We start from the raw sequence: 18593 nt of genomic DNA on the forward strand, positions 1-18593 counted from the left end.
ATATTTGCACATAATAAAAAGCCCGCGCTAGGCGAGCGTGAATCATTCCGTCAGTTTTCGATCTGCTTGCGAGTCTATTATCGCTTCAAGGCGTTGGTTTGCGATCTGTACGTATTCAGACTCACGCTCAAACCCGATGAATTTACGGCTTAATCGTGTGGCAGCCACCGCAGTTGTTCCGGATCCCATAAAACAGTCAAGTACAATGTCGCTTTCGTTAGACGAAGATTTAATAATTCGCTCTATTACCGTTAAAGGCTTTTGGCATGCGTGGTATTTACCTGAATTCTCCGTTTTATATCGCCAAACATTGTTATGATTTGGGTCTACGTGGTGAACAGCTCTGGCGTTATCAAACGCAGACTTTAACTCATCGTAAGGTTTTTTCCAATACCCCGTCGTTTGCATAATTTCATACTTTTCACGTGTTGGAAGCTCCCATTGACTATTTCCAAAGTAACGCTTTGCTATTCCGTCTGAAATCTGTATTCCGAAAAGTTGGTTAATTTCTAGCAACGTAAGGCCGCTTTTCTTTTTCTCGGAAATTAAATACTGTTTTATGTCATCGATCTCCTCTGGTTTCGAGTAGTAAAAAAGGTACTCACACGTATTAAACCAGCTCCTTAAATTACTTTCATCACTTGGGTTTTTCCAAGATAGAGCCCGCCAATCACCTTTATCCCATGTTACAAATGAGTTAAAAACAAACGAAGAGTTTTCGTCTAACCACGTCATTAACTGAGCGATCTGTTGCATGTCGTTGTGAAACCAGTAAAACGACCCGTTATCTTTTAGTACACGATGGCATTCGGTAAATACACCACTCATAAACTTGAGATACTCTTCCTTACTGTATTTATCCCAACTGGCGCCCTTTATCCCAATATTATAAGGAGGATCAATCACGATTAAATTTACGCTCTTATCCGGAATCAACCGCATACCCTCCAAGCAATCCATCTGATATATCCGGTTTAACTCCAAACTCCCTAGTAATTCTTTCGTCATCTATTCGTACTCCTTTCGTTAATCGGCGTCGAAACGCCGTCATTTAATACGATACAAAACGCACTAAAACACAATACCCTACGTATATTAGTGCGTCTGGCACCGAAAATAACAATAGCCCCTTCAAGAAACATAGATAACTAACGTCATAAATAACAATATCACTCGGAAATATCTCGCAAATTCCTAACGCTCACCGGTTGCACCTTCGTAAACTCGATATACTTACGTTTTCTCTCCACGTTCCTAGTCTTCGTCTTCCTGTCTACGAATCTATTTTCGTATCCCGTACGTTCCCTCTTCGTCGGCTTCAAATGAACACGACCATCCGCAGCGCTGTTGTCTATCGCATCGCCTACCGAAGATTCTCGACTATCACGGCGGTCAAACTGGCGCTCGCTCAGAAACGGGTATTCCGTTTGTGCGATCTTATGCTCATTCATATCCGACAACTCCTCGTACAGCACCAAGTCCGCCAGTCTTTCCAACGCAACCTCGTCCGGCATCTCGCCAGCTTTTGCGTAATAATCCTCCGTTAGCTGCTCGATTTTCACCATACGGAGCTCACGCGGTAATTCGCCGCGCTTGGTTTCCGCCTGTAGCTTCGTAATACTTTCGTGTAGCTGTGTTTTATAGTCCGTCATCCGCTACCTCCTTGATATGCTTATACCCGACCGTAATTTGACGATTGTAGAAAATCGCGTAGAAGTAAATTTCGAATCCCACGTGCGTAATCGGCTTATCGTACCCATTAGCGCAAACCTGCTTCGGCTCTTTCGCAAAGCCCCCGGAAAATGAGAAACCGCCGAACGACGGAAACTTTTCGTAATTTAAAATGACGCCACTTTTCGGATAAATAAAATCTTCGTCCATCATTACGCCTCCTCTTTCGTATTTGTAACCGCATACCCTTCGCCATGCCCCGCCCAATAGTAGAAAATTTCCGCTATCTTTTCTATCGCATTATCTACGTAAATATCAATCGCCTGCTGCGAAACTCCCATCGACGCCCCTGCGTCCTTTTGCGTCAAATCCTCCTCGTAAACCAGACGCAACGCCTGACGCTGCCTAACCGTCAGGCCCGCCCGTTCGATTGCCGCCGCCAGGTCGGTTAGTATATCTACCGCTGAATAATCGCCTTGATATTGCCGGCCGAGCAGCGCGTGATAATCGCCGAGCAGGAGCCGAACGCCCTCCGGATTGTCCAAGGCGTAACGCTCCGATAAACGTCGATCGCCTGCGTGTATGTCGTATTTAACTGCGCCCATTAGTTCGCCTCCTCTTCGCAAATCTCCACAATATGCCGACATAACTCATCCGGAATCCTACTACGCTCCATCGCATTCTTGCGCCCTTGTGTGCCTGTTTTCGAGCCCCGCGGTGCTGCTTCGTGACAAGGCGCGCCGTTCTTACACATTGGCCGGAATGCTGGCGCCGGGTGATTCGTCCACAAATCTGTCGGCTTCATGCGGTCATCGCCGTACTGACAATACGTAACTGTGTGCCGCGGACGGTCCGCCATAAACCGCATCTTCCGCATACCTCCGCGCGGATTCTCGATAAAGTAGTATTTCGGAGCCAGATCGTCGATAAGTCGCAGCATATTCGCATTTACTTCGTCACAGAATTTCGCGTAGTCACTTTTCGGCGCCAGATTGCCGTCTGGTTCGCGTGTCCGGTGGTGCGAAATAGCCGCGATGGAATACGATGTGCAGTCCGGGCTAGCCCATATTACGTCAGGCTTGCCGAACCTTTCGAGAATGACTTCCGCCGTAATCTTGCCGATGTCCGCGTACCAATCGATATCTCCGTGTTTTTCGTCCCATTCGACGCTGTATACTTCGTGACCAGCCGCTTCAAACGCCTTGCCAATACTCCGTGTGCCGGCGAATAATTCGAGTATTTTAATAAAGAACGCCTCCCCTTGCTATTTTCGTTACTATTTCGTATACTATTCGTAAAAAAGAACGGAGCTGTCCGCCATGCCTGATAAAGAAACGCCCGACTTCGCCTGGATTTCGTACTCGACCACGCTAGATGACGCATACATAACCGTTGATTCGCAGAAACGCCTTTACCTATCGTCGGCAGCATGGAAGAAGCTCGGATTGGCGCCCGAAGGTGCTGCGCTAATTATCGGACACGATCACGCCAACAAACGCTTAGTCGTAGCCAAGCCGGAAGTCGTGCGCGCTGTTAACGTACGTCCATTCCGATTCGACCCCCGCCGATACTGCTCGGCCAAGCCGTTCATACGCGCGCTGGCGATTGCTGACGAGACACTGCCGCTTAGGTACGAATTCCTCGGAAAAGATTTCGGCGCCTATGCTGAAGGAGCTTACACATTTGGCTTAGTCGGATTCGATGCGCCAGATGGCGGAATTAAGACGGAGTGATTACCTATTTCACTCCGCTTTTTTTTGCGTGCTTCTAGCAACGTAAGGATGGCGTAACCTGCCAAGTCACACAACGTATCCTCCACGCTTTCCCCGACGCTGTCTTGCGCCCCGCCGATAAGGTTATCTAAGCGCGACATTTTATCGTCCATGCGGATTAGGCCGCTCATTACGCCATACTTTGCGAACTGCTTGGCGAAACTGTCGCCATAGTCGCGGTTCTTACGGATTAATAACTCCTTAACTTCGTCACATATCTGTGCGATCCGTTCTTCCTGCGTCATTATTGACCGACCCCTTTCGTTCTTTCCGTTAGCATCGCAATATCTTCGAGCACAAACGCCATCTGCCATTCAAGTTTTCGGAGGCGTTCATCCGTATCGGCTTCGATGTATTTCGAGATGCCCGGCTTCGAGATAAGTACGTACGTTTCGCCGGATTCTACGTCGGTGCCCGTAACAGAAAGCCCTCCGTCGTGGCGGTCCTCAACCGAAATTTTCAACGTTAAGCCGTCGAGATCAGTCATTGCCCCACGCCACCTTCCGCTAACAATTCCGAGATGTCGCGCAGTATCTCTTCCGCAGACTTGCTCGGCTTGTCGGCTGGCTTACCGACGATTGCGTCAATAAACTTATACTCTAGCTCTGCGATATCCTTCGAGTTACTCTCCGTTTGCTCAGCGAAAGTCTGCACGTTATTCTGCGTCATTCGCAACTGTTCCTCCGCCGAATTCTTGGCGCGAACCAACTCGCCGACTATTCGTTCTAGTTCCGATGTGCGACGCGCAAGGTTCGCCAGCATGTCGAGGACGGCCGGTGAGCACTGCGTGGCGTCGACGGATGGGCCTTCCGCAAGGACCTCTTCGTGCCTATTTTCCGGTGTGCATTTCGCTAATAGATCGGGCAGCGTGTAGGAATGCGGAGCTTCTTCGTCTGAGACCGGAATGAGTACGCGATACTTGGTGACATCTGTATCGATAAACCGCTCAACAATACCGCCATCAAAGATTAAATCAGCATCAATACTACCGTCGTCAAAATCGTCGTTAACTGTACATGTGCCGATAGTGCCGACTTTTGAGGAATCCTACGTTTCAACAATAATCACCTTCTCGCCAATTTCGGCTTTTCGATCGACTAGGCGATAACGTGTGCCGATGATTTGGACGATTTCGGTCGACTCGAGCGTGCGGTAACAACCGTGCCTTAGACCATAGTAAGCATCGCCCAATGTGACTCCGATCTCACTTTGACGAAGGACTTTTCGAACATCATTCTTGTCTATTACGTAATCCCCAACCTTAGCCTTCCGGTCAACCTCGACATATTCCCGTAAAACCCCGCCAATCGATTCGTCTGTGATCAAGTGCGTTTTAACTTCGCTCACTATTCCGCCTCCTTAATGATTTTTACTTCGCCCGCTTTAACGATGCGCAAGTCGTAAATCTGCGCCCTGTGTGAACGCTTAGATTGAATAAAGCCTCTCCGCGCGCTATCAAACGTATCATATCCGCTAATTGCGCCGTTTCTTCCTTTGCGGACATACTCTACGAAGCTACCGTCTTCCTTATTGAAATAAGCTAAAACGTATAAATCACCCATCATTTCGCCCCCATTTCGAAAAATTGTTTCGTCCAAGGCTCAACGCTGATTACCGCTGACTTCAATTCCTCCGCCAGATGAGCGATTTCACCCTGAGCTCCGTTACCCGGACGCCTTTTCGCGTAGAAGTCGAGCAGGGCGCGAAGGTTTGCGGTCATGACGAGATTCGTGGCGGCTGCGTTCGGTAGGACTGCTCGGGCATCTTCGGAATTTATACCGTTCGCTCTCAACGCATCATAATCAGCTTGGTCTGCCTTCATTGCTGCATGAAATACCGCTTCAGCACCGATTTTCCCTTTGATACTTTCCGGCACAACATAATCGAATCCGCAACTCCGATCACCCGACCCGAATCGCACATACCGCTGACTCTGCACGCTGAAAGAGAATCCGACCCGATGACGTGTAAGTTGCGCTAACAATGCGCGAGAAACGCCTTCAATCGCAAAGGTGAACGAAATATGCTCCAAAGTAGACGTATGTTTAGAGGAGACTATTTGCCGGAACAATCGGTCGGCTTCCGTGCCTCCTGCGCCGTCGGACGCCTTGTTGCCGAAATACTTAGCGCCTTCTTTGGCGACGATTTCCGAAGGCTTGCCCGGCGAGTAGCACGTTCGAATTGCGGAAAGAGCGACTGCTTGACCGTTAGTGAACGGCATGGCGAAATCTTGCTCCGCCTTTAATTTTTCGATAAATTGTCCGGATAGTTTCGTATGCGCAAGTAACGATACGTTCATTTTAGTTTCCGCCATTTACTCGACCTCCTTTAATTGACGATCAATCTCCGCCTGCAATAACGGCTCTGGACGAACGAATGTCGGCGGCTTCATTATCTTATTAGTTTCTGGATCATACTTAACGGTACCATCCGGCCACACTTTCGACATGTTAGCGTTTTGAACGATATCGAACAACGGCTCCGGATTTACCCCGATTTCTACCAGCGTTCCAATTGCGAAATATATTAAATCAATCATAGCGTCCGCCTGGTCCACGACCGTTGTTGCTTCGCTAAATTCGTCTAACTCTTCGAGCATGTATCCGTAACGCTCACCTTTTCTAACTTCGCCCATTACCGTTGGGCTTTTCGCCACTGGATGCCCAAACTTTTCGTGAAATTCCGCTACTTGTTCGTATTGTTTTTTCATATATTCGTCCTCCTTTTATGTTCGCTCAATATTCTATATCCTATCGTCTGTATTTCCGGATAGTAGTACGGTAAATCATACCCACTCGCCCCGTCGAAGCCCTCGAAACCCTTCGCGTATACTGCTTCGTCTGATTCCGCCGGATGCTTCGTTTGTAGCTCCGCCAGCTCCTTTGACCATTCGTCGAATTCGGAGTCAGAAACGATACTTTCGTTCATCTGGTAGTACAAAAATGAGTGGGAGAGAATTTGGCGACGGCGCCGCGCGATTAGTTCCGTGATGGCTTCGTTCATTGAAATATGACCTGCGATACCCCGTTAATTTTGACGATAATCTGCTCGACCGCCTGCTCCATTTGGCGTTCGGCTTTCGCCTGTACGTCGCGATCCTGCGCAATATCCTTCCGCACCGCCTTTTCTGCCTTCGTATACAGCGCTTTTAACTCGTCGTCGGGCAACTCTTTGCGTAATAGCGACTTCTGCTCCGTGAGCGTCATTTCGTCATACGGAAGGTCCAGCGACACCACTTTCGGCTGAGGCATCCGGACGGTTATCGTGTTGCCCTCCACGCTGACGACGATGTCCTGCGTATCCACGCCGAGAACGAAGCTCCCATTAACTGTCATTTTGTAAACGCGATGCCCCCAGAAGTTTTCGTCCTGCTGCGAGATGGTTTTCGTAACCTTTCCGGTGGGCGCTACGATGCGAGCCTCCGATCTGAGAGCGCTGATGACGGTTGCTTCGTGCAGGATGATTGGCGCCGGAGTTGGGGCAGGTGCTGCGGTTTCGCTTCCGCCGATGGCGTTTGATGCGTATAGTACGATGCCCGACGTTAGTATGACGATTGCTGCCGTTTTCTTAAACATCGCCTTTCGCCTCCTTACCATTCTAATTCGTCTGCATGTTGCGCAAGTTTACCGCGAAAGTTAATTGATAATCGCAATACATTCGCGTAAGGCTCGTCGCGGAAATGTTCGATGTATGGCGCGAATCCGGACTTCTTCGGGTCTTTGAGGTCGATCTGCTTATCGTGACCTATCATTATTACCGTTGTTGAATCGTGCACACGCGTCAGAAGTTTTTTAAGCTCGCCCTTTGTCATATTTTGCGATTCGTCAATTATCAGCGTTGACTCCTTGATATTCGTACCGCGGACGAACGTGTGCGATTTTGCCGTGATCCATGCGCCTTCGTTAATTATGTCCGGATTCTTTTCGGACTTAATCGCAAAGCGCGGATCCTCACGGATTTCTACCAGCGCGTCAAGCAACGGCTGAATGTACTTCGACTCCTTTTCTTCGACGGATCCTGGCGTATAACCCATCGCTCCCTCTTCGACCGGCGAAAACGTGTAGATTAACGGTTTGCCGATTAACTTGGCGCAAGCAACAGCCAGCGTCGTCTTGCCGGTACCTGATTTAGCGTTAACAATCGTAAGCTGATTATCGAAAATACTATCGACATATGCGCGTTGCTCGTCCGTGAGTTTCGATTCAAATCCGAAAAGCATGTTATTCGTCGGTAAAGGCATCCGTAATTCCTCCTTTTGGGCGCCGACCTATTCGGTAGAATGATGACGCCCTTACGTATTATGCCGCGCAAGAATCGGGTTTCGCGCAGCTGCTTACTATATATGTCGCGGGAGCAAGCCGTTCCGCGCAGATTCTTATAAATCGTCCATTCCGTTACTTGCACTTACCTTCGAATATGTGCGTGGCCTTTGCTCGAACTGATCCGTCTTCGTTCCGTTAAAATTATCTACGTAAGCGCGAATCCATGGCATTGGGTTCTCCGATAATCCTTCGTATAGGTCGCTAAGACCTAATAAGCGCAGCACCTTATTCGCACGGTATCGAATGTAGTCCGCTAATTCCACAAGGTCAATTCCGTCAACGCCCGACAAAACTTCCTTACTCCACACGATCTCATTATCGACTGCCTCACGAAACGTATCGTAAACGTACTGCGTGAACTCTGACGTATTTAATTCCGGATGTTGCCCGATGTGACCTCGGAACAATTCAGCTATGAAGCGTCCGTGCTGCATTTCGTCGCGATTAATGTACGAAATCATCGTAGACGTGCCGACCATTTTCGACTGTCTGGCGAGATTGTAAAAGAACGCAAACGCTGAGTAAAAGTACAGACCTTCGAGTATTGACGAATGTACGAGCACCTTTGCGATATTTTCGTGCGATGGGTTCACTACAAATTCGTTATAGATATCAGTTAGACTTTCGTTTCGTTTTCGCAAAATAGGGTCGACACGTCCTCGCTCAAACACCGCCTTCTGCTTCGCAAGGTCCATAATTGACGATAGGGTGTATGTGTAGCTGGTATTGTGTTCCGCCTCTTGTTGAGCGATATACGCAAGGATAGCTGCGGCAGCCGGATCAGTAGCGTATAGAGCCAGGATTAGCGCAAGCCTAGTTTGAGGTCCGTCCATACTCGCTAAAGCCCCCATCATCCTTTCGTAAGCATCCCGGGTTTTTTCCGCCAGTTCTGGATACTGCTTCCGGTCAGAAACCATGCTCACATCGTCCGCCTTCCAGAAACTTTCACGCAAGTTATTGTAAGACTCCGCCCAATGCGGAAACTGAATGTCGTTCCAAAGTAGAAATCCACTAGCCTCGCCACCAAACAGCGCTGTCGCCTTATTCGGATTCATCGGTTCCAATATTTTAATCTTCTGCAACAATTCGCAAAACTCCCTTCGTCCATTCCGTTATCTTCAATTCCTGCGAGTCTCGCGGACTCTGCTCGATCTTTAACACGTCACCATCTGCTGAAAATAGTTCATGTACCTGGTCGGCCGCCCCGCAATAGTACGGAAACTGTGTATCGCCAGTCCCGAATACGAATACTTTTTTCGCTCGGGCTTCGGTACTATCGATAAAATCTCCGAAAATGTCGGGTATAGCTCCGTTATTCCACGTAAATGTCCCTAGAATCACAACGTCATAACTCGTTAATTGTTGCGGAACGGCAGCGCCAATGCGCCACAATTCCGCCGAATGACCTTGATTCCTCAATTCTTCCGCAACTAATTCCGCCACTTCCTGTGTATTTCCGCTGAAACTTGCGTAAATGATTGCAACGTTTAGCTTGAGCACCACTCGCACTCCTCCACACTGATCGCCGTTGAGCGAACGTAGTAAGTTGTTTTAAAGCCGGACTCCCACGCGTCTAAGTGCAAAGCGAGCAGGTCTTTTGCAAGAATCGTCTTGTGTACGTATAAATTAAACGAAACTCCTTGGTCAATGTGTCGTTGACGTGCCGCGTTCTGCTTGATAGACCAGTGTTGATCGAGAACATAGCGATTCCTTTTATAGAATTCATAATTTTCCGGGGAGATGTCAGGTGCAGTGACCGGCGCACTGAAATCGCTATTTTCTTCGTTATATTCGATGTCATATAACGGATCGATTCCGTTTGTACTTCCGCCAATTAGAGCAGTCTTTGCGTTAGGTGCAACTGCCTGTAAGTAGCCGTTGCGGATTCCGAACTCAGCGATTTGGGATGCTAGTCCGAACCATCTTCCGTTGTAATCCGTTAAATATCCTCGACTCTCGAAATATTCTCCCGTCTGCCATTCTGAACCGACGAACACCGGATAAGCGCCTTTTTCTTTCGATAAGTCTGCGCTGGCTTGAATCGTTAGGAACGCAATATCTTCGTAGAGTTCGTCCGCTAACCTAACCGCTGCGTCAGATTCCCAGTAGATACCTTTTTGCGCGAGTAGATGGTGCCAACCGAACGTGCCGAGTCCGACGGCCCGATATTTTTGATTCGTCATTTCCGCCTGCATTACCCCAATATCGTTTAAATCGATAACGTTGTCTAACATGCGGACTTGAATCGGAATCAGTCGCTCGAGTACCTTGTCGCCGACCGCCCTTGGCAAATTGATTGACGAAAGGTTACAAACTACGAAGTCTCCTGGAATTTTCGTAATAATAATCTTTCCGCCTTCGACTTTTATTTCTTCGATCTTTGTTGCGGACATGTTCTGGTCGATTTCCGTACAGAGATTAGAACAGTAAATCATTCCGGCGTGCTTATTCGGATTCTTGCGGTTTACTTCGTCACGATAGAACATGTACGGAACGCCTTCCTCGAGCTGCACTGTCATAATACGTTTCATAATTTCGATAGCAGGAATGCGAACCTTTGGAAGCTCATTAGACTGGACGCAAAGTTCGTAATGCTCGCGGAAAGAACCTTCGCCTTTCTTTTCGTCATAGAAGTCTTCGAGAGAGAAGCCCATTATCGTGCGGACTTCGTGTGGATCGAATAAATACCAGTCACCGCGCTTCTTGACTTGCTCCATGAATAAGTCCGGCAAACAGACGCCTGTGAAGATGTCATGCGCACGCAGTCTTTCGTCGCCATTCGTTAATTTCGAATCTAGGAACGCGAGAATATCTTTATGCCAAGCGTCTTGATAGATGGCGATTGCCCCTTTTCGCTGACCAAGTTGATCTACGCCTACCGCCGTCTGGTTATAGATTTTCATCCACGGAATTGTTCCGCCGCTGGCGCCTTTATTTCCGCGAATATCGGAACCTTCAGCACGAACCTTTCCGATATATAATCCGACGCCTCCGCCTCCTTTTGAAACGTTAGCGATATCGGTATTCGTATCGAAGATTCCTTGCAAACTGTCGTCAATCGTATCGATAAAGCAGCTCGAAAGTTGACCGTAAGATTTTCCGGCATTTGATAAAGTTGGAGTGGCGACCGTCATATACAAATTGGACTGCGCCCAGTATGATTCCTTTACAAGGTCGAGGCGATTATCCTTCGGCTCCTTTGCCATTACGTGCATCGCGATAATAAGGAGTCGCTCCTGAGGCAACTCGTAAATAGCTTTGTTATGTTTCGCCAAGTATCGCGTGCTCAATAGCTTCAACCCGACGTAAGTAAACAACTTGTCACGTTCCGGCGCTATGATTTCGCCTAGCTCGCGGATCTCGTCCTTAGTGTAGCTTTCGAGAATCAGCGAAGAGTAAACGCCTTTATTCGTCAATGTCGTCAGTAGCGAATAGAAATCGCCATACTTTTTGCTCGCGTCGTACACGCGATTCTTCGCCGCCTGTTTGTACAATTGGCGCAGGTGAACGTATGCTGCAACGTAAGTCCAGTCCGGCCGCCCCATGTCGATATTTTCTAGAGCCGTCATAATTAGTAGATTCGTAATTTGCTCCGCCTTGTATTCGGCGCCTTGCGTGATCGTGCGGATTACTTTGTCCGTATATTGCTTCGTATTTAGATGCGGATAAGCGTGCGTCGCCGAATGGATAAACGCAACTAGGCGTGGCTCATCGAAAGGCAAGCGTCTCTTACCGTCATTCTTCGTAATTACTGTCGTTATTTTCGTCATGTAATCGCTCCTCTAACGTTATAATATCGTCCATTATTTCGATTCGTTCCCTCATTAGCATGTTAAGCTCAGTGGTTTTCTTCCGCTGGTCCAGCTCGTTTTCGGCAAGGTCGCGCTGGCGTGCGGTTAGTAGCTGGCGGAATGTGTGGGCGTTCATTCCGCCTCCCTCCTCCGCAGTTTTTGAAATTCGCTATTTTTCATACGGACCGTTATTTCGCCATTGTCCACACTCTCTACGGACCCGCGTGCAACTCCGCCAAAAACGATAGTATAGTTAGGCTTTTTCTCCATTTTCTCGAGCACATCCGCTGGAAAGTCCGCCCTAACCGTTAATACTCTGTCAAAATCGAAGGGCTTATTCGAAGAGTAAAATGTCATGTCCGCAGGCTTAACCGTAGTCAACCACTCGCCATTTACGAATATATTCGCACTCATTTCGTAATCACTCCTCCGTTAATCAGATACGCCAGGCCAATAGCCGCCGCGTCACTTTCGTCATCCACCGCAAACTCTCCGATGTATCCCGTCCATTCGCGAACTGCCTGCGCCAACTCTTCCTTTTCCGCCTTGCCCTTGCCGAACACCGCTTTCTTAACGGCACTCTGCGAAATGGCTGGCGTGGTGAAGTTAAGGCCGAATTTGTTTAGCGCCCGATCGCACGCTCCCCATGCGGAGTAGACCGGATGGCCCGTTTTAGATGTCTTGGCTACGAAATCCTCGCGAACAATTACATCGAATCCCTTGGAGTAGTGTTTCGCAATAAAGCTGACGCACCAAGCTTCGATAATCTCGGCGCGAAGTCCGTGGTGTTGGCTGGCGTTGGTAGTTACGTGCGAAAGGTCGATGATGCGCGGTTTGGCGGGTTTCCCTTTCGGCGTAGCCACTTCGAGTAGGGCTATTCCGGGCCGACCCATCGACGTATCTATTGCGAGAACTCTCATTAATCTGACACCACGCAGAGCACAAAACCCGCGAGTAAGATTACGGAAATAACAACGATTATCGCATCCATCAAACCGCCTCCCCTTCGCGAACATCTCGTATAATCTCGTACGCCTCCATATAGCCCCGTTTTTTCCAGTCCGGCAAACTCGAACGCATCGCTTGGCGGACCGTATCTTTTACTTGTGCATACTCTTCGTCGGTCAGCGATAGCGCACAGGATTCCTTGAAGTTATTAAAACGAAACTTTTCGAGTGCTAGTGGCGGTGGTGTTTCGGATTTGACCGCTGCTGTTATCGAGGCAAACTTCGTAAGGATTTCGTCCTTCATTTCGTCAGTTACCTCGATACCAAACACGCGAATGTCCGGCGCTTTCTGCCATTCCTCATCAGTCATAAACCACGCCTTGACCGAGCAATTTACATAGATTACGAGATATGCGTCAAGTTCGTAATTTAGCGCGTAACACGTCACCTGCTTTACGTGATCGTCCTTCGCTTCTTTCATACGCTGAAAGCCTGTTTCTGCATACGAAGTCTGTTTACTTTTAATCTCCAACCCTATGCGCTTCCTTTCGCCATCTTCGTTCACATATTCGAGAATTCCGTCACATGTGCCCAAGATACTGAAACGATTTCCGTTGTGCTCGTAAAACTTCTGTCCGTGGACGAATTCTTCAAACGCTGGGTAGCCTTCCGCAGTACGCTCGAATTTAAACGGTGGGAGCTTCCCTGTAAACTTTTCGAAATGCCGTTCGGCTAACAGTAGTTCACGTTGTAGCCAGTCGCCGACGCTCGTTCCCCGCGAAGTATATCGTCGCTGCCACGGCTTAACTTCGTCTTCATCCTTTTTCATTCGAAGTGCTTTGACATATAATTCACGGTCATCCTTTCCGGAAGATGACGGAGAGAAGTAGGGCGCTGACCAATCCATCTTCTTATACTTCCGCATCTCCTGCGCAAAAGCTTCGTGTAGCCAGATATCAAGCTTAGTATCGTAAGGCTGCGAATACGTATGCCACTCGTTTAGATAATCCGTAAATTCTTGCGCTACTTCGCATATGTTAATCGTCAATTATTCGTCCCCCTTATTTTTAAACCACTCGCCTACTGGAACGCCTTCGCCCCATCTCCGCATTACCTCGATATCGGTTCCGTTTGGAACTACGTCGCCCCAACGATACGAATTAACCATGATATCGCGAATGTCTTCCGCCTCCTCACGCGTAAAGTCCTCCGGAATCTCAAAGATAAGCTCATCATGAACGGAAGACCACATCGACCATCCCGGCTTTTTTGCGCAATACTCATGAGCTCGAAGCATCGTTACTTTCGTCTGTACTGACGACGATCCTTGTACGCGCGCATTTGTCGCTTGCCTAAATGCCGTACCTATCTTTGCGTTGTATTTGCGTTCCTCGCGGTACTTATCGTCCCAATATCGTCCATAAGGAATGTTTTTACGTTTCCATTTCGCTTCGGGCAGGCGTCGTTTACGGTAATTCTCATCCGTCCACACAAAGCCGTACTTTCGAACGAACTCTTTATTGCCTTCAAGCCAAGCGTTTAATTTCGGCATACTCCCAAATAAGTCCGCCTTAAATTGCGTCGCCTCTTTCGTTGAAATACCAAGTGTTGCGCCAAGTGATTTATCGCTCATTCCGTAAAGTGTCGCAAGCCATACGAGTTTCATTTGCTTACGCTCTTTCGTGTCACTACCGTCCTCATTCTTGTTGACTTCCTCATACGGGCGCTTATAGAAGTTTGACGCCATCATTGCGTAAGGATCACGTTCTTCAAGAAAAGCGTTAATTAGAACGGGCTCACCTGAAAGATACGCCACACATCGGATTTCCTGCGCTTTAAAGTCCGCGCCAACTAAAACTTTGCCCGGCGGAGCAACAAACATCGGACGTGCTTCCGGAGGCTGATTCTGTACGTTAAATTGCTGATTATTGGTCGAATCCTCGTCCTTGCCCGAACTAAAGCGCCCCGTAACGGTGCCCATCGGGTTAAATCGAGAATGCCATCGCTTAGTCGTAGGATTCTGCTTTAACGGTAGCGTGTCGATATACGTGCCGCTCAATTTCGTAATTTTCTTGTACTCCAGCAGTTTCGCGACAACTTCGAAGTCATTCGCCAAAGGCTTGAGCGTCTTTTTCGCATCCATGTTCGGAATTTCCTGGCCGATAGCTTTCGAAAGTGCCGGACGCATTTGTTGCGTCGAATTAAGATTCAGTACGTCGTCCCCAGCGTGAAAGGTAGTTAGAGTTGCGACTAGTTCCGCACTAAGTTCCTCGGCACGCTTTCGTAGATGCTCACCGTACTCTTTTGCGAAATCTAGATCGAGTATATAACCGTTCGCCTCTAAATCGACGATTACGTAAAGTAATGGCACCTCGACAGTTTGATAATATTCGAGTACCGTGGGCATTTTCGCCATATGTGAACGCTGAAACTCGTATAGCCGCCAAGTCAACTCGGTATCTTTCGCAGCGTAAACTAAAGCAATATCGAGAGGGACTTCCTTGAATTGCGCGTCTCTGCCGAATAATTTGTCGAAAGTGTCCGATGCCACGCCAAGATATTTCGGGGCCAAGTCTTTCAGTTTGTACGACGGTTCGTTTTCGTTAAGCAAGTGCATCGCAGTCATCGTGTCCCAAGCAACGCCTTTAAGGTCGGAGCCGTGCCGCCTAAACATCGCAATATCGAACATGGCGTTGTGCAAAACCTTGCCGATCGATTCGTCGTTTAAAACGGCTGCCAAACCGTCAAGCACGAAATCTAGCGATAATTGAATCGGAGTATCATGGTCAACCGGGATGTAAACGTGCTTATCCGCAATCGGAAGCGAGAAGGACATGCCGACTATTACGTCAGTGTAAACATCTACGCCCGTTGTCTCAGTGTCCACCGCGATAATCTGTTCGCTTGCCAGCTCCGCTAACAACGATTGGAATTGCCGTTCCGTCGTTATTAATTCGTAATTAGCCGGTGATTCCTCGACCATCTTTCGCAATGTTTCTTCGCGCTGGCTTTCCGCCAATACTTTGTACATGCGGAGTGCTTCTGCCTTGCTAAACCGTTTTGCAGCGTCAAGGGGCGACCTGCCTATCGTGCCCCTCGCCATTGCCGTTTGTACTTCGAGTAGTTTTGCCTGATCGCTATCCGAGTTCTTCATCGATAGAATTCGCAGCCACGCTTCCTCTATCGTCTCGCTCGCCGCCGTTTTCTTAGCCGCCGCCTTTTTGACTCGCTCCGCAGAATCCTCCGTCGGCTTTGTCGCCAAATTCAGCCGTAATTCCATCTCCGCCACCTCCTAACCTCGCGGATGCCGTTTTGCTTCCTTAATTGGTCGCGCCATCTCCCGCCAGTAATCGCGCTCCCTCGCTATCATAGCCTTTTCGTCCGCCAGCGCACAGTCAATGTCGTGTAGCAAATCACCTGGCAACTGAACGCCTAGCTTCGTTTGCATCAAGTAGACTAACCTCTGCTTCGGCGTAAGGACCGCCATAAACCCGCCTCCCCTTTATGCGTCATAAGTCCACCACCCCGCCCTTATAGGTCGCATTGGCCTACGTTCATTCGCCAGTATTCCGCTGCAAGCACCTCGGCGTGGTCCGCAAACCATTCGACGAAGCAGTCGCGCCGGCAAAAATGCTGATCGCGGTGCTCGTCGTAGTGGGCCGAAGTGCCTTCGTGCAGTGGTGCGGAGCATTGCGTGCAGATTGCGGATAGTGGCGCCTTCATCGGTCGAAACGCGCCTCGACTGGCGTGATTAGTTCGACGGAATCTTTCATATGTTTATTTCCGCCAGGGCCTCTTCTTCCCACGACATTCACCGCGAAATTAAAGCTAACTTCTGTAACTTCGCCAATGTCACCCGCCATATTTCTAGAACCCAACGCACGATCTTCCGTTACACGCACGATGTCGCCTTTCTTGAATTCGTTCGGCTTGCGTCCAATTTTCGCAAAGCGCACCACCAGCTCCGCCTCTTCTACTACTTTCTGCGCTTCCTCTGCGGAAACCTTTTCGAGTTGATGCGGCGCAAACACATCGCAATAATCACTATTGAGTTTCTTTGCACGGAAAGTATATCCGCTAATGCTTATACGGTCAGTCTCCGTAATTTCAACGATTTCGCCGTCTGATATTTTTATATATCCGTAATTAGTCACTTTCGCATAGTCACCGACCTTTAACGGCTCGAGCGCCGGACCTTCCGTTATTGGTGCTAGGTCGAAATGGTCGCCTAACAACTCGTTCAATTTGGCGTATTCTTCTACCGTAGTTTCGATAACCGATCCGTCCACCATCGTAATTTTTATCATATTCAAACCGCCTCCGTATCTTTAGTTACGTAAATATCCCGATTCAGCGCGATCGACAACTCGACCCACCGCTTGCTTGCCCGCGCCTCACTCGACCAATACTCGCGGATTTCTCTGTTCTCGAACATAAACACGCGCGGTACTTCGCCTTCCTCCGCCAATACCCCGATAAAATAATCAACGTCGGACTTGCTATACGTATTTCCGCGCCCATTCGTAGCGTAGACAACTAATTCTCCGTTGCGGTCAGCCCGCTTGCGAATCGTTTTGACCTGAAATTTATATTCTTCGCCATTGACCGGATCGACCGCCTTTAAATCGAACGCCTCGGCGGTACGGGTACGCGAAACTACATACCCATTCGCCATGAGCGCCAATTCAGCGGCCAGTTCGGAGTATACTCCTATTACCTCTGTTACATGCGCCATTATTTTACCCTCCTATTTACGCAAACTACCATCTTAGCGTACAATTTGGCGCTCGCTTTTTTGTTAAATTCGTAGTAGGTCGTCACAATAACGGCGACGGACCTCGTTATTCCTAAGGCGATAAACATTCGCAACGCCCCCTAAATAATTACGTACAGTGTGGCGAAAATAAGGACTGGCATAAGGAGGAAAACCGCTAGAAGTCGGTCGCCTTCCTTTCGCTTTTCGTCTGCCACACTGCTAATTACCAAGAACGCTAGAAATGCTACGGAATACCATGCTAAAATCGTCATTATCTTTCACCTTTGTAATCAATTGCGACTACATGCTTTTTGCTTATTAATCCGTTGTATACTCCGAAATATTCGCCTTCTTCAATACTCAGTAAGTGAATATGAAGTTCGTCGTAGTTTGTAATTTCTAAGTGTGTCTGTATTTCTACACTGCGTTTTTCGCCTGTAACTAGCGTGAAAGTAATTAAATAATTTTTCAATCCGCCTTCGCCTCCTTAAAAGTTAAATTCGTCCTTCTTCAACTCTTCGCCGCCTTCGCCTTCCTGCGTACCTTCTGCAATATTTCCGCCAATACTCAGCCCGATGAGCGTGATATCAAATCCGGCTGCCACCAAGTTCTCAATTTGCGATTTCTCGTCCGCTTCGAATAGCAGTCCGTCGAAAAGTTTCATATCAAACGCCTTGCCGTCCTGCTTCGCGAAGTTCTCGCGCTCTTTGTCCGTTAGCTCCTCATCATCTGGATCTAGCGAAAGTGGCGATAACATTACGATCGTACTCGTACTACTGCCCGTCTTCTCAAGTTCGAACGCGACCTTTCCGAGCTTCTTTTCGTTCTTTTTAATAACGGCGTGTACTCCTTGCGCCTGCTTTTTCGAAAGGTCGACGATAATTGGCTCGCCAGTTTCAAGGTTAATGAAGCCTAGCGCGAAGCGTTCCTTGGCGCGATACTTGCCTGCTTCCGTTTTGTACTCTTCAGCTTGCGTAAAGTTACCGGCGTCTTCGGCTTTCCGTTTTAAGTCCGAATAGTAGTTGCTCGCAAGATCCCACGGCGTAAAGTTTGATTCCGCAAATCCCCGCGCATTCTTGATTGACGGGTTAGCCGCCACGAACGAATTGACCTTCTTAAATATTCCGTAGCTATAGAAGCGAATCAAGTCCGCCGTTCCCATGACGCGAACCTTATACGTAGTGCCGGACTTAAAGCTGGCGAACTCCGCCCCACTTCCGCCACCTTCGTTTGTTGCGTTAAGCGAGTTTAGTGCGTCTGCTCCGGATAAATATTGACTCATTCAATCGTCCCCTTTTCGTTTAAATGTCGAGCTCCGGATTAAATCCCGCGCC

The 18593-nt window shown here is 48.5% G+C and carries 28 protein-coding genes; 1 reads left to right on the forward strand and 27 read right to left on the reverse strand.

Annotation, left to right across the window (positions count from 1 at the left end):
- Positions 1-42: 42 nt before the first annotated feature.
- The 5 genes from HNP81_RS13655 to HNP81_RS24670 all read right to left on the reverse strand — a co-directional run bounded on the left by HNP81_RS13655 (position 43) and on the right by HNP81_RS24670 (position 2917).
- Complete coding sequence (locus HNP81_RS13655) at positions 43-936, reverse strand: DNA-methyltransferase (protein ID WP_182502985.1); 894 nt, start codon at positions 934-936, stop codon at positions 43-45.
- 233 nt (positions 937-1169) lie between these two features.
- Entirely contained in the window at positions 1170-1652 is a 483-nt protein-coding gene (locus HNP81_RS13660; protein WP_182502986.1) for a hypothetical protein, read from the reverse strand.
- Positions 1639-1884, reverse strand: a complete 246-nt coding sequence (locus HNP81_RS13665) for a hypothetical protein (RefSeq protein WP_182502987.1) — start codon at positions 1882-1884, stop codon at positions 1639-1641. The genes HNP81_RS13660 and HNP81_RS13665 overlap by 14 nt, the downstream gene beginning before the upstream one ends.
- Positions 1884-2276, reverse strand: a complete 393-nt coding sequence (locus HNP81_RS13670; RefSeq protein WP_182502988.1) for a sigma factor-like helix-turn-helix DNA-binding protein — start codon at positions 2274-2276, stop codon at positions 1884-1886. The genes HNP81_RS13665 and HNP81_RS13670 overlap by 1 nt, the downstream gene beginning before the upstream one ends.
- Positions 2276-2917: a DNA cytosine methyltransferase gene (locus tag HNP81_RS24670; RefSeq protein ID WP_182503076.1), complete on the reverse strand. Its 642-nt coding sequence runs from the start codon at positions 2915-2917 to the stop codon at positions 2276-2278. Before HNP81_RS24670 ends, HNP81_RS13670 begins: the two co-directional genes overlap by 1 nt.
- 73 nt (positions 2918-2990) lie before the next feature.
- Between HNP81_RS24670 and HNP81_RS13680 the strand changes: the two genes are divergently transcribed.
- Positions 2991-3404 (forward strand): hypothetical protein, encoded by a 414-nt coding sequence (locus HNP81_RS13680; RefSeq protein WP_182502989.1) that lies wholly within the window; start codon positions 2991-2993, stop codon positions 3402-3404.
- Here HNP81_RS13680 and HNP81_RS13685 read toward each other — a convergent pair.
- From HNP81_RS13685 to HNP81_RS13790, 22 genes are all read right to left on the reverse strand, one after another.
- A complete protein-coding gene (locus tag HNP81_RS13685) occupies positions 3347-3688 on the reverse strand; it encodes a nucleotide modification associated domain-containing protein (RefSeq protein WP_182502990.1) in 342 nt (113 codons plus the stop codon). The two genes, HNP81_RS13680 and HNP81_RS13685, sit on opposite strands and share 58 nt — an antisense overlap.
- Complete coding sequence (locus HNP81_RS13690; RefSeq protein ID WP_182502991.1) at positions 3688-3930, reverse strand: hypothetical protein; 243 nt, start codon at positions 3928-3930, stop codon at positions 3688-3690. Before HNP81_RS13690 ends, HNP81_RS13685 begins: the two co-directional genes overlap by 1 nt.
- Positions 3927-4112, reverse strand: coding sequence for a hypothetical protein (locus HNP81_RS13695; protein WP_182502992.1), 186 nt, complete (start codon positions 4110-4112; stop codon positions 3927-3929). The genes HNP81_RS13690 and HNP81_RS13695 overlap by 4 nt, the downstream gene beginning before the upstream one ends.
- Before the next feature lie 378 nt (positions 4113-4490).
- A complete protein-coding gene (locus HNP81_RS13700) occupies positions 4491-4790 on the reverse strand; it encodes a hypothetical protein (protein ID WP_182502993.1) in 300 nt (99 codons plus the stop codon).
- Positions 4790-5008, reverse strand: a complete 219-nt coding sequence (locus HNP81_RS13705) for a hypothetical protein (RefSeq protein WP_182502994.1) — start codon at positions 5006-5008, stop codon at positions 4790-4792. Before HNP81_RS13705 ends, HNP81_RS13700 begins: the two co-directional genes overlap by 1 nt.
- Entirely contained in the window at positions 5005-5757 is a 753-nt protein-coding gene (gene thyX / locus HNP81_RS13710; RefSeq protein WP_246399353.1) for an FAD-dependent thymidylate synthase, read from the reverse strand. The genes HNP81_RS13705 and thyX overlap by 4 nt, the downstream gene beginning before the upstream one ends.
- Complete coding sequence (locus HNP81_RS13715) at positions 5758-6153, reverse strand: pyrophosphohydrolase domain-containing protein (RefSeq protein ID WP_182502995.1); 396 nt, start codon at positions 6151-6153, stop codon at positions 5758-5760.
- The gene (locus tag HNP81_RS13720; protein WP_182502996.1) at positions 6150-6446 is read right to left on the reverse strand and encodes a DNA ligase LigA-related protein; all 297 of its coding nucleotides are present in this window, start codon (positions 6444-6446) and stop codon (positions 6150-6152) included. Before HNP81_RS13720 ends, HNP81_RS13715 begins: the two co-directional genes overlap by 4 nt.
- Positions 6443-7018, reverse strand: a complete 576-nt coding sequence (locus HNP81_RS13725) for a DUF4230 domain-containing protein (protein WP_182502997.1) — start codon at positions 7016-7018, stop codon at positions 6443-6445. The genes HNP81_RS13720 and HNP81_RS13725 overlap by 4 nt, the downstream gene beginning before the upstream one ends.
- 14 nt (positions 7019-7032) lie before the next feature.
- The gene (locus HNP81_RS13730) at positions 7033-7683 is read right to left on the reverse strand and encodes a PhoH family protein (RefSeq protein ID WP_182502998.1); all 651 of its coding nucleotides are present in this window, start codon (positions 7681-7683) and stop codon (positions 7033-7035) included.
- A gap of 135 nt (positions 7684-7818) precedes the next feature.
- Positions 7819-8820 carry a ribonucleotide-diphosphate reductase subunit beta gene (locus tag HNP81_RS13735; protein WP_182503079.1) on the reverse strand — a complete coding sequence of 334 codons (1002 nt, stop codon included), beginning with the start codon at positions 8818-8820 and terminating at the stop codon, positions 7819-7821.
- 13 nt (positions 8821-8833) lie between these two features.
- Positions 8834-9268, reverse strand: coding sequence for a flavodoxin (locus HNP81_RS13740; protein ID WP_312859682.1), 435 nt, complete (start codon positions 9266-9268; stop codon positions 8834-8836).
- On the reverse strand, positions 9253-11535 hold the full coding sequence (locus HNP81_RS13745) for a ribonucleoside-diphosphate reductase subunit alpha (protein ID WP_182502999.1): 2283 nt from the start codon (positions 11533-11535) through the stop codon (positions 9253-9255). The genes HNP81_RS13740 and HNP81_RS13745 overlap by 16 nt, the downstream gene beginning before the upstream one ends.
- Entirely contained in the window at positions 11501-11692 is a 192-nt protein-coding gene (locus HNP81_RS13750; RefSeq protein WP_182503000.1) for a hypothetical protein, read from the reverse strand. The genes HNP81_RS13745 and HNP81_RS13750 overlap by 35 nt, the downstream gene beginning before the upstream one ends.
- Positions 11689-11970 (reverse strand): hypothetical protein, encoded by a 282-nt coding sequence (locus tag HNP81_RS13755; RefSeq protein WP_182503001.1) that lies wholly within the window; start codon positions 11968-11970, stop codon positions 11689-11691. The genes HNP81_RS13750 and HNP81_RS13755 overlap by 4 nt, the downstream gene beginning before the upstream one ends.
- Complete coding sequence (locus tag HNP81_RS13760) at positions 11967-12476, reverse strand: crossover junction endodeoxyribonuclease RuvC (RefSeq protein ID WP_246399354.1); 510 nt, start codon at positions 12474-12476, stop codon at positions 11967-11969. The genes HNP81_RS13755 and HNP81_RS13760 overlap by 4 nt, the downstream gene beginning before the upstream one ends.
- Positions 12477-12546: 70 nt before the next feature.
- Positions 12547-13551 carry a hypothetical protein gene (locus tag HNP81_RS13765; protein ID WP_182503002.1) on the reverse strand — a complete coding sequence of 335 codons (1005 nt, stop codon included), beginning with the start codon at positions 13549-13551 and terminating at the stop codon, positions 12547-12549.
- Positions 13552-15783 carry a DNA polymerase gene (locus HNP81_RS13770; RefSeq protein WP_182503003.1) on the reverse strand — a complete coding sequence of 744 codons (2232 nt, stop codon included), beginning with the start codon at positions 15781-15783 and terminating at the stop codon, positions 13552-13554.
- A 439-nt stretch (positions 15784-16222) separates the two neighbouring features.
- Complete coding sequence (locus HNP81_RS13775) at positions 16223-16810, reverse strand: hypothetical protein (RefSeq protein ID WP_182503004.1); 588 nt, start codon at positions 16808-16810, stop codon at positions 16223-16225.
- A gap of 2 nt (positions 16811-16812) precedes the next feature.
- The gene (locus HNP81_RS13780; RefSeq protein ID WP_182503005.1) at positions 16813-17238 is read right to left on the reverse strand and encodes a PDDEXK-like family protein; all 426 of its coding nucleotides are present in this window, start codon (positions 17236-17238) and stop codon (positions 16813-16815) included.
- Between the two features lie 292 nt (positions 17239-17530).
- Positions 17531-17731, reverse strand: a complete 201-nt coding sequence (locus tag HNP81_RS13785; protein WP_182503006.1) for a hypothetical protein — start codon at positions 17729-17731, stop codon at positions 17531-17533.
- Positions 17732-17746: 15 nt separating this feature from the next.
- Positions 17747-18541: a hypothetical protein gene (locus HNP81_RS13790; protein ID WP_182503007.1), complete on the reverse strand. Its 795-nt coding sequence runs from the start codon at positions 18539-18541 to the stop codon at positions 17747-17749.
- Positions 18542-18593: the final 52 nt, after the last annotated feature.

This window comes from Peribacillus huizhouensis, from assembly GCF_014138605.1.
Classification (GTDB): Bacteria; Bacillota; Bacilli; order Bacillales; family DSM-1321; genus Peribacillus; species Peribacillus huizhouensis.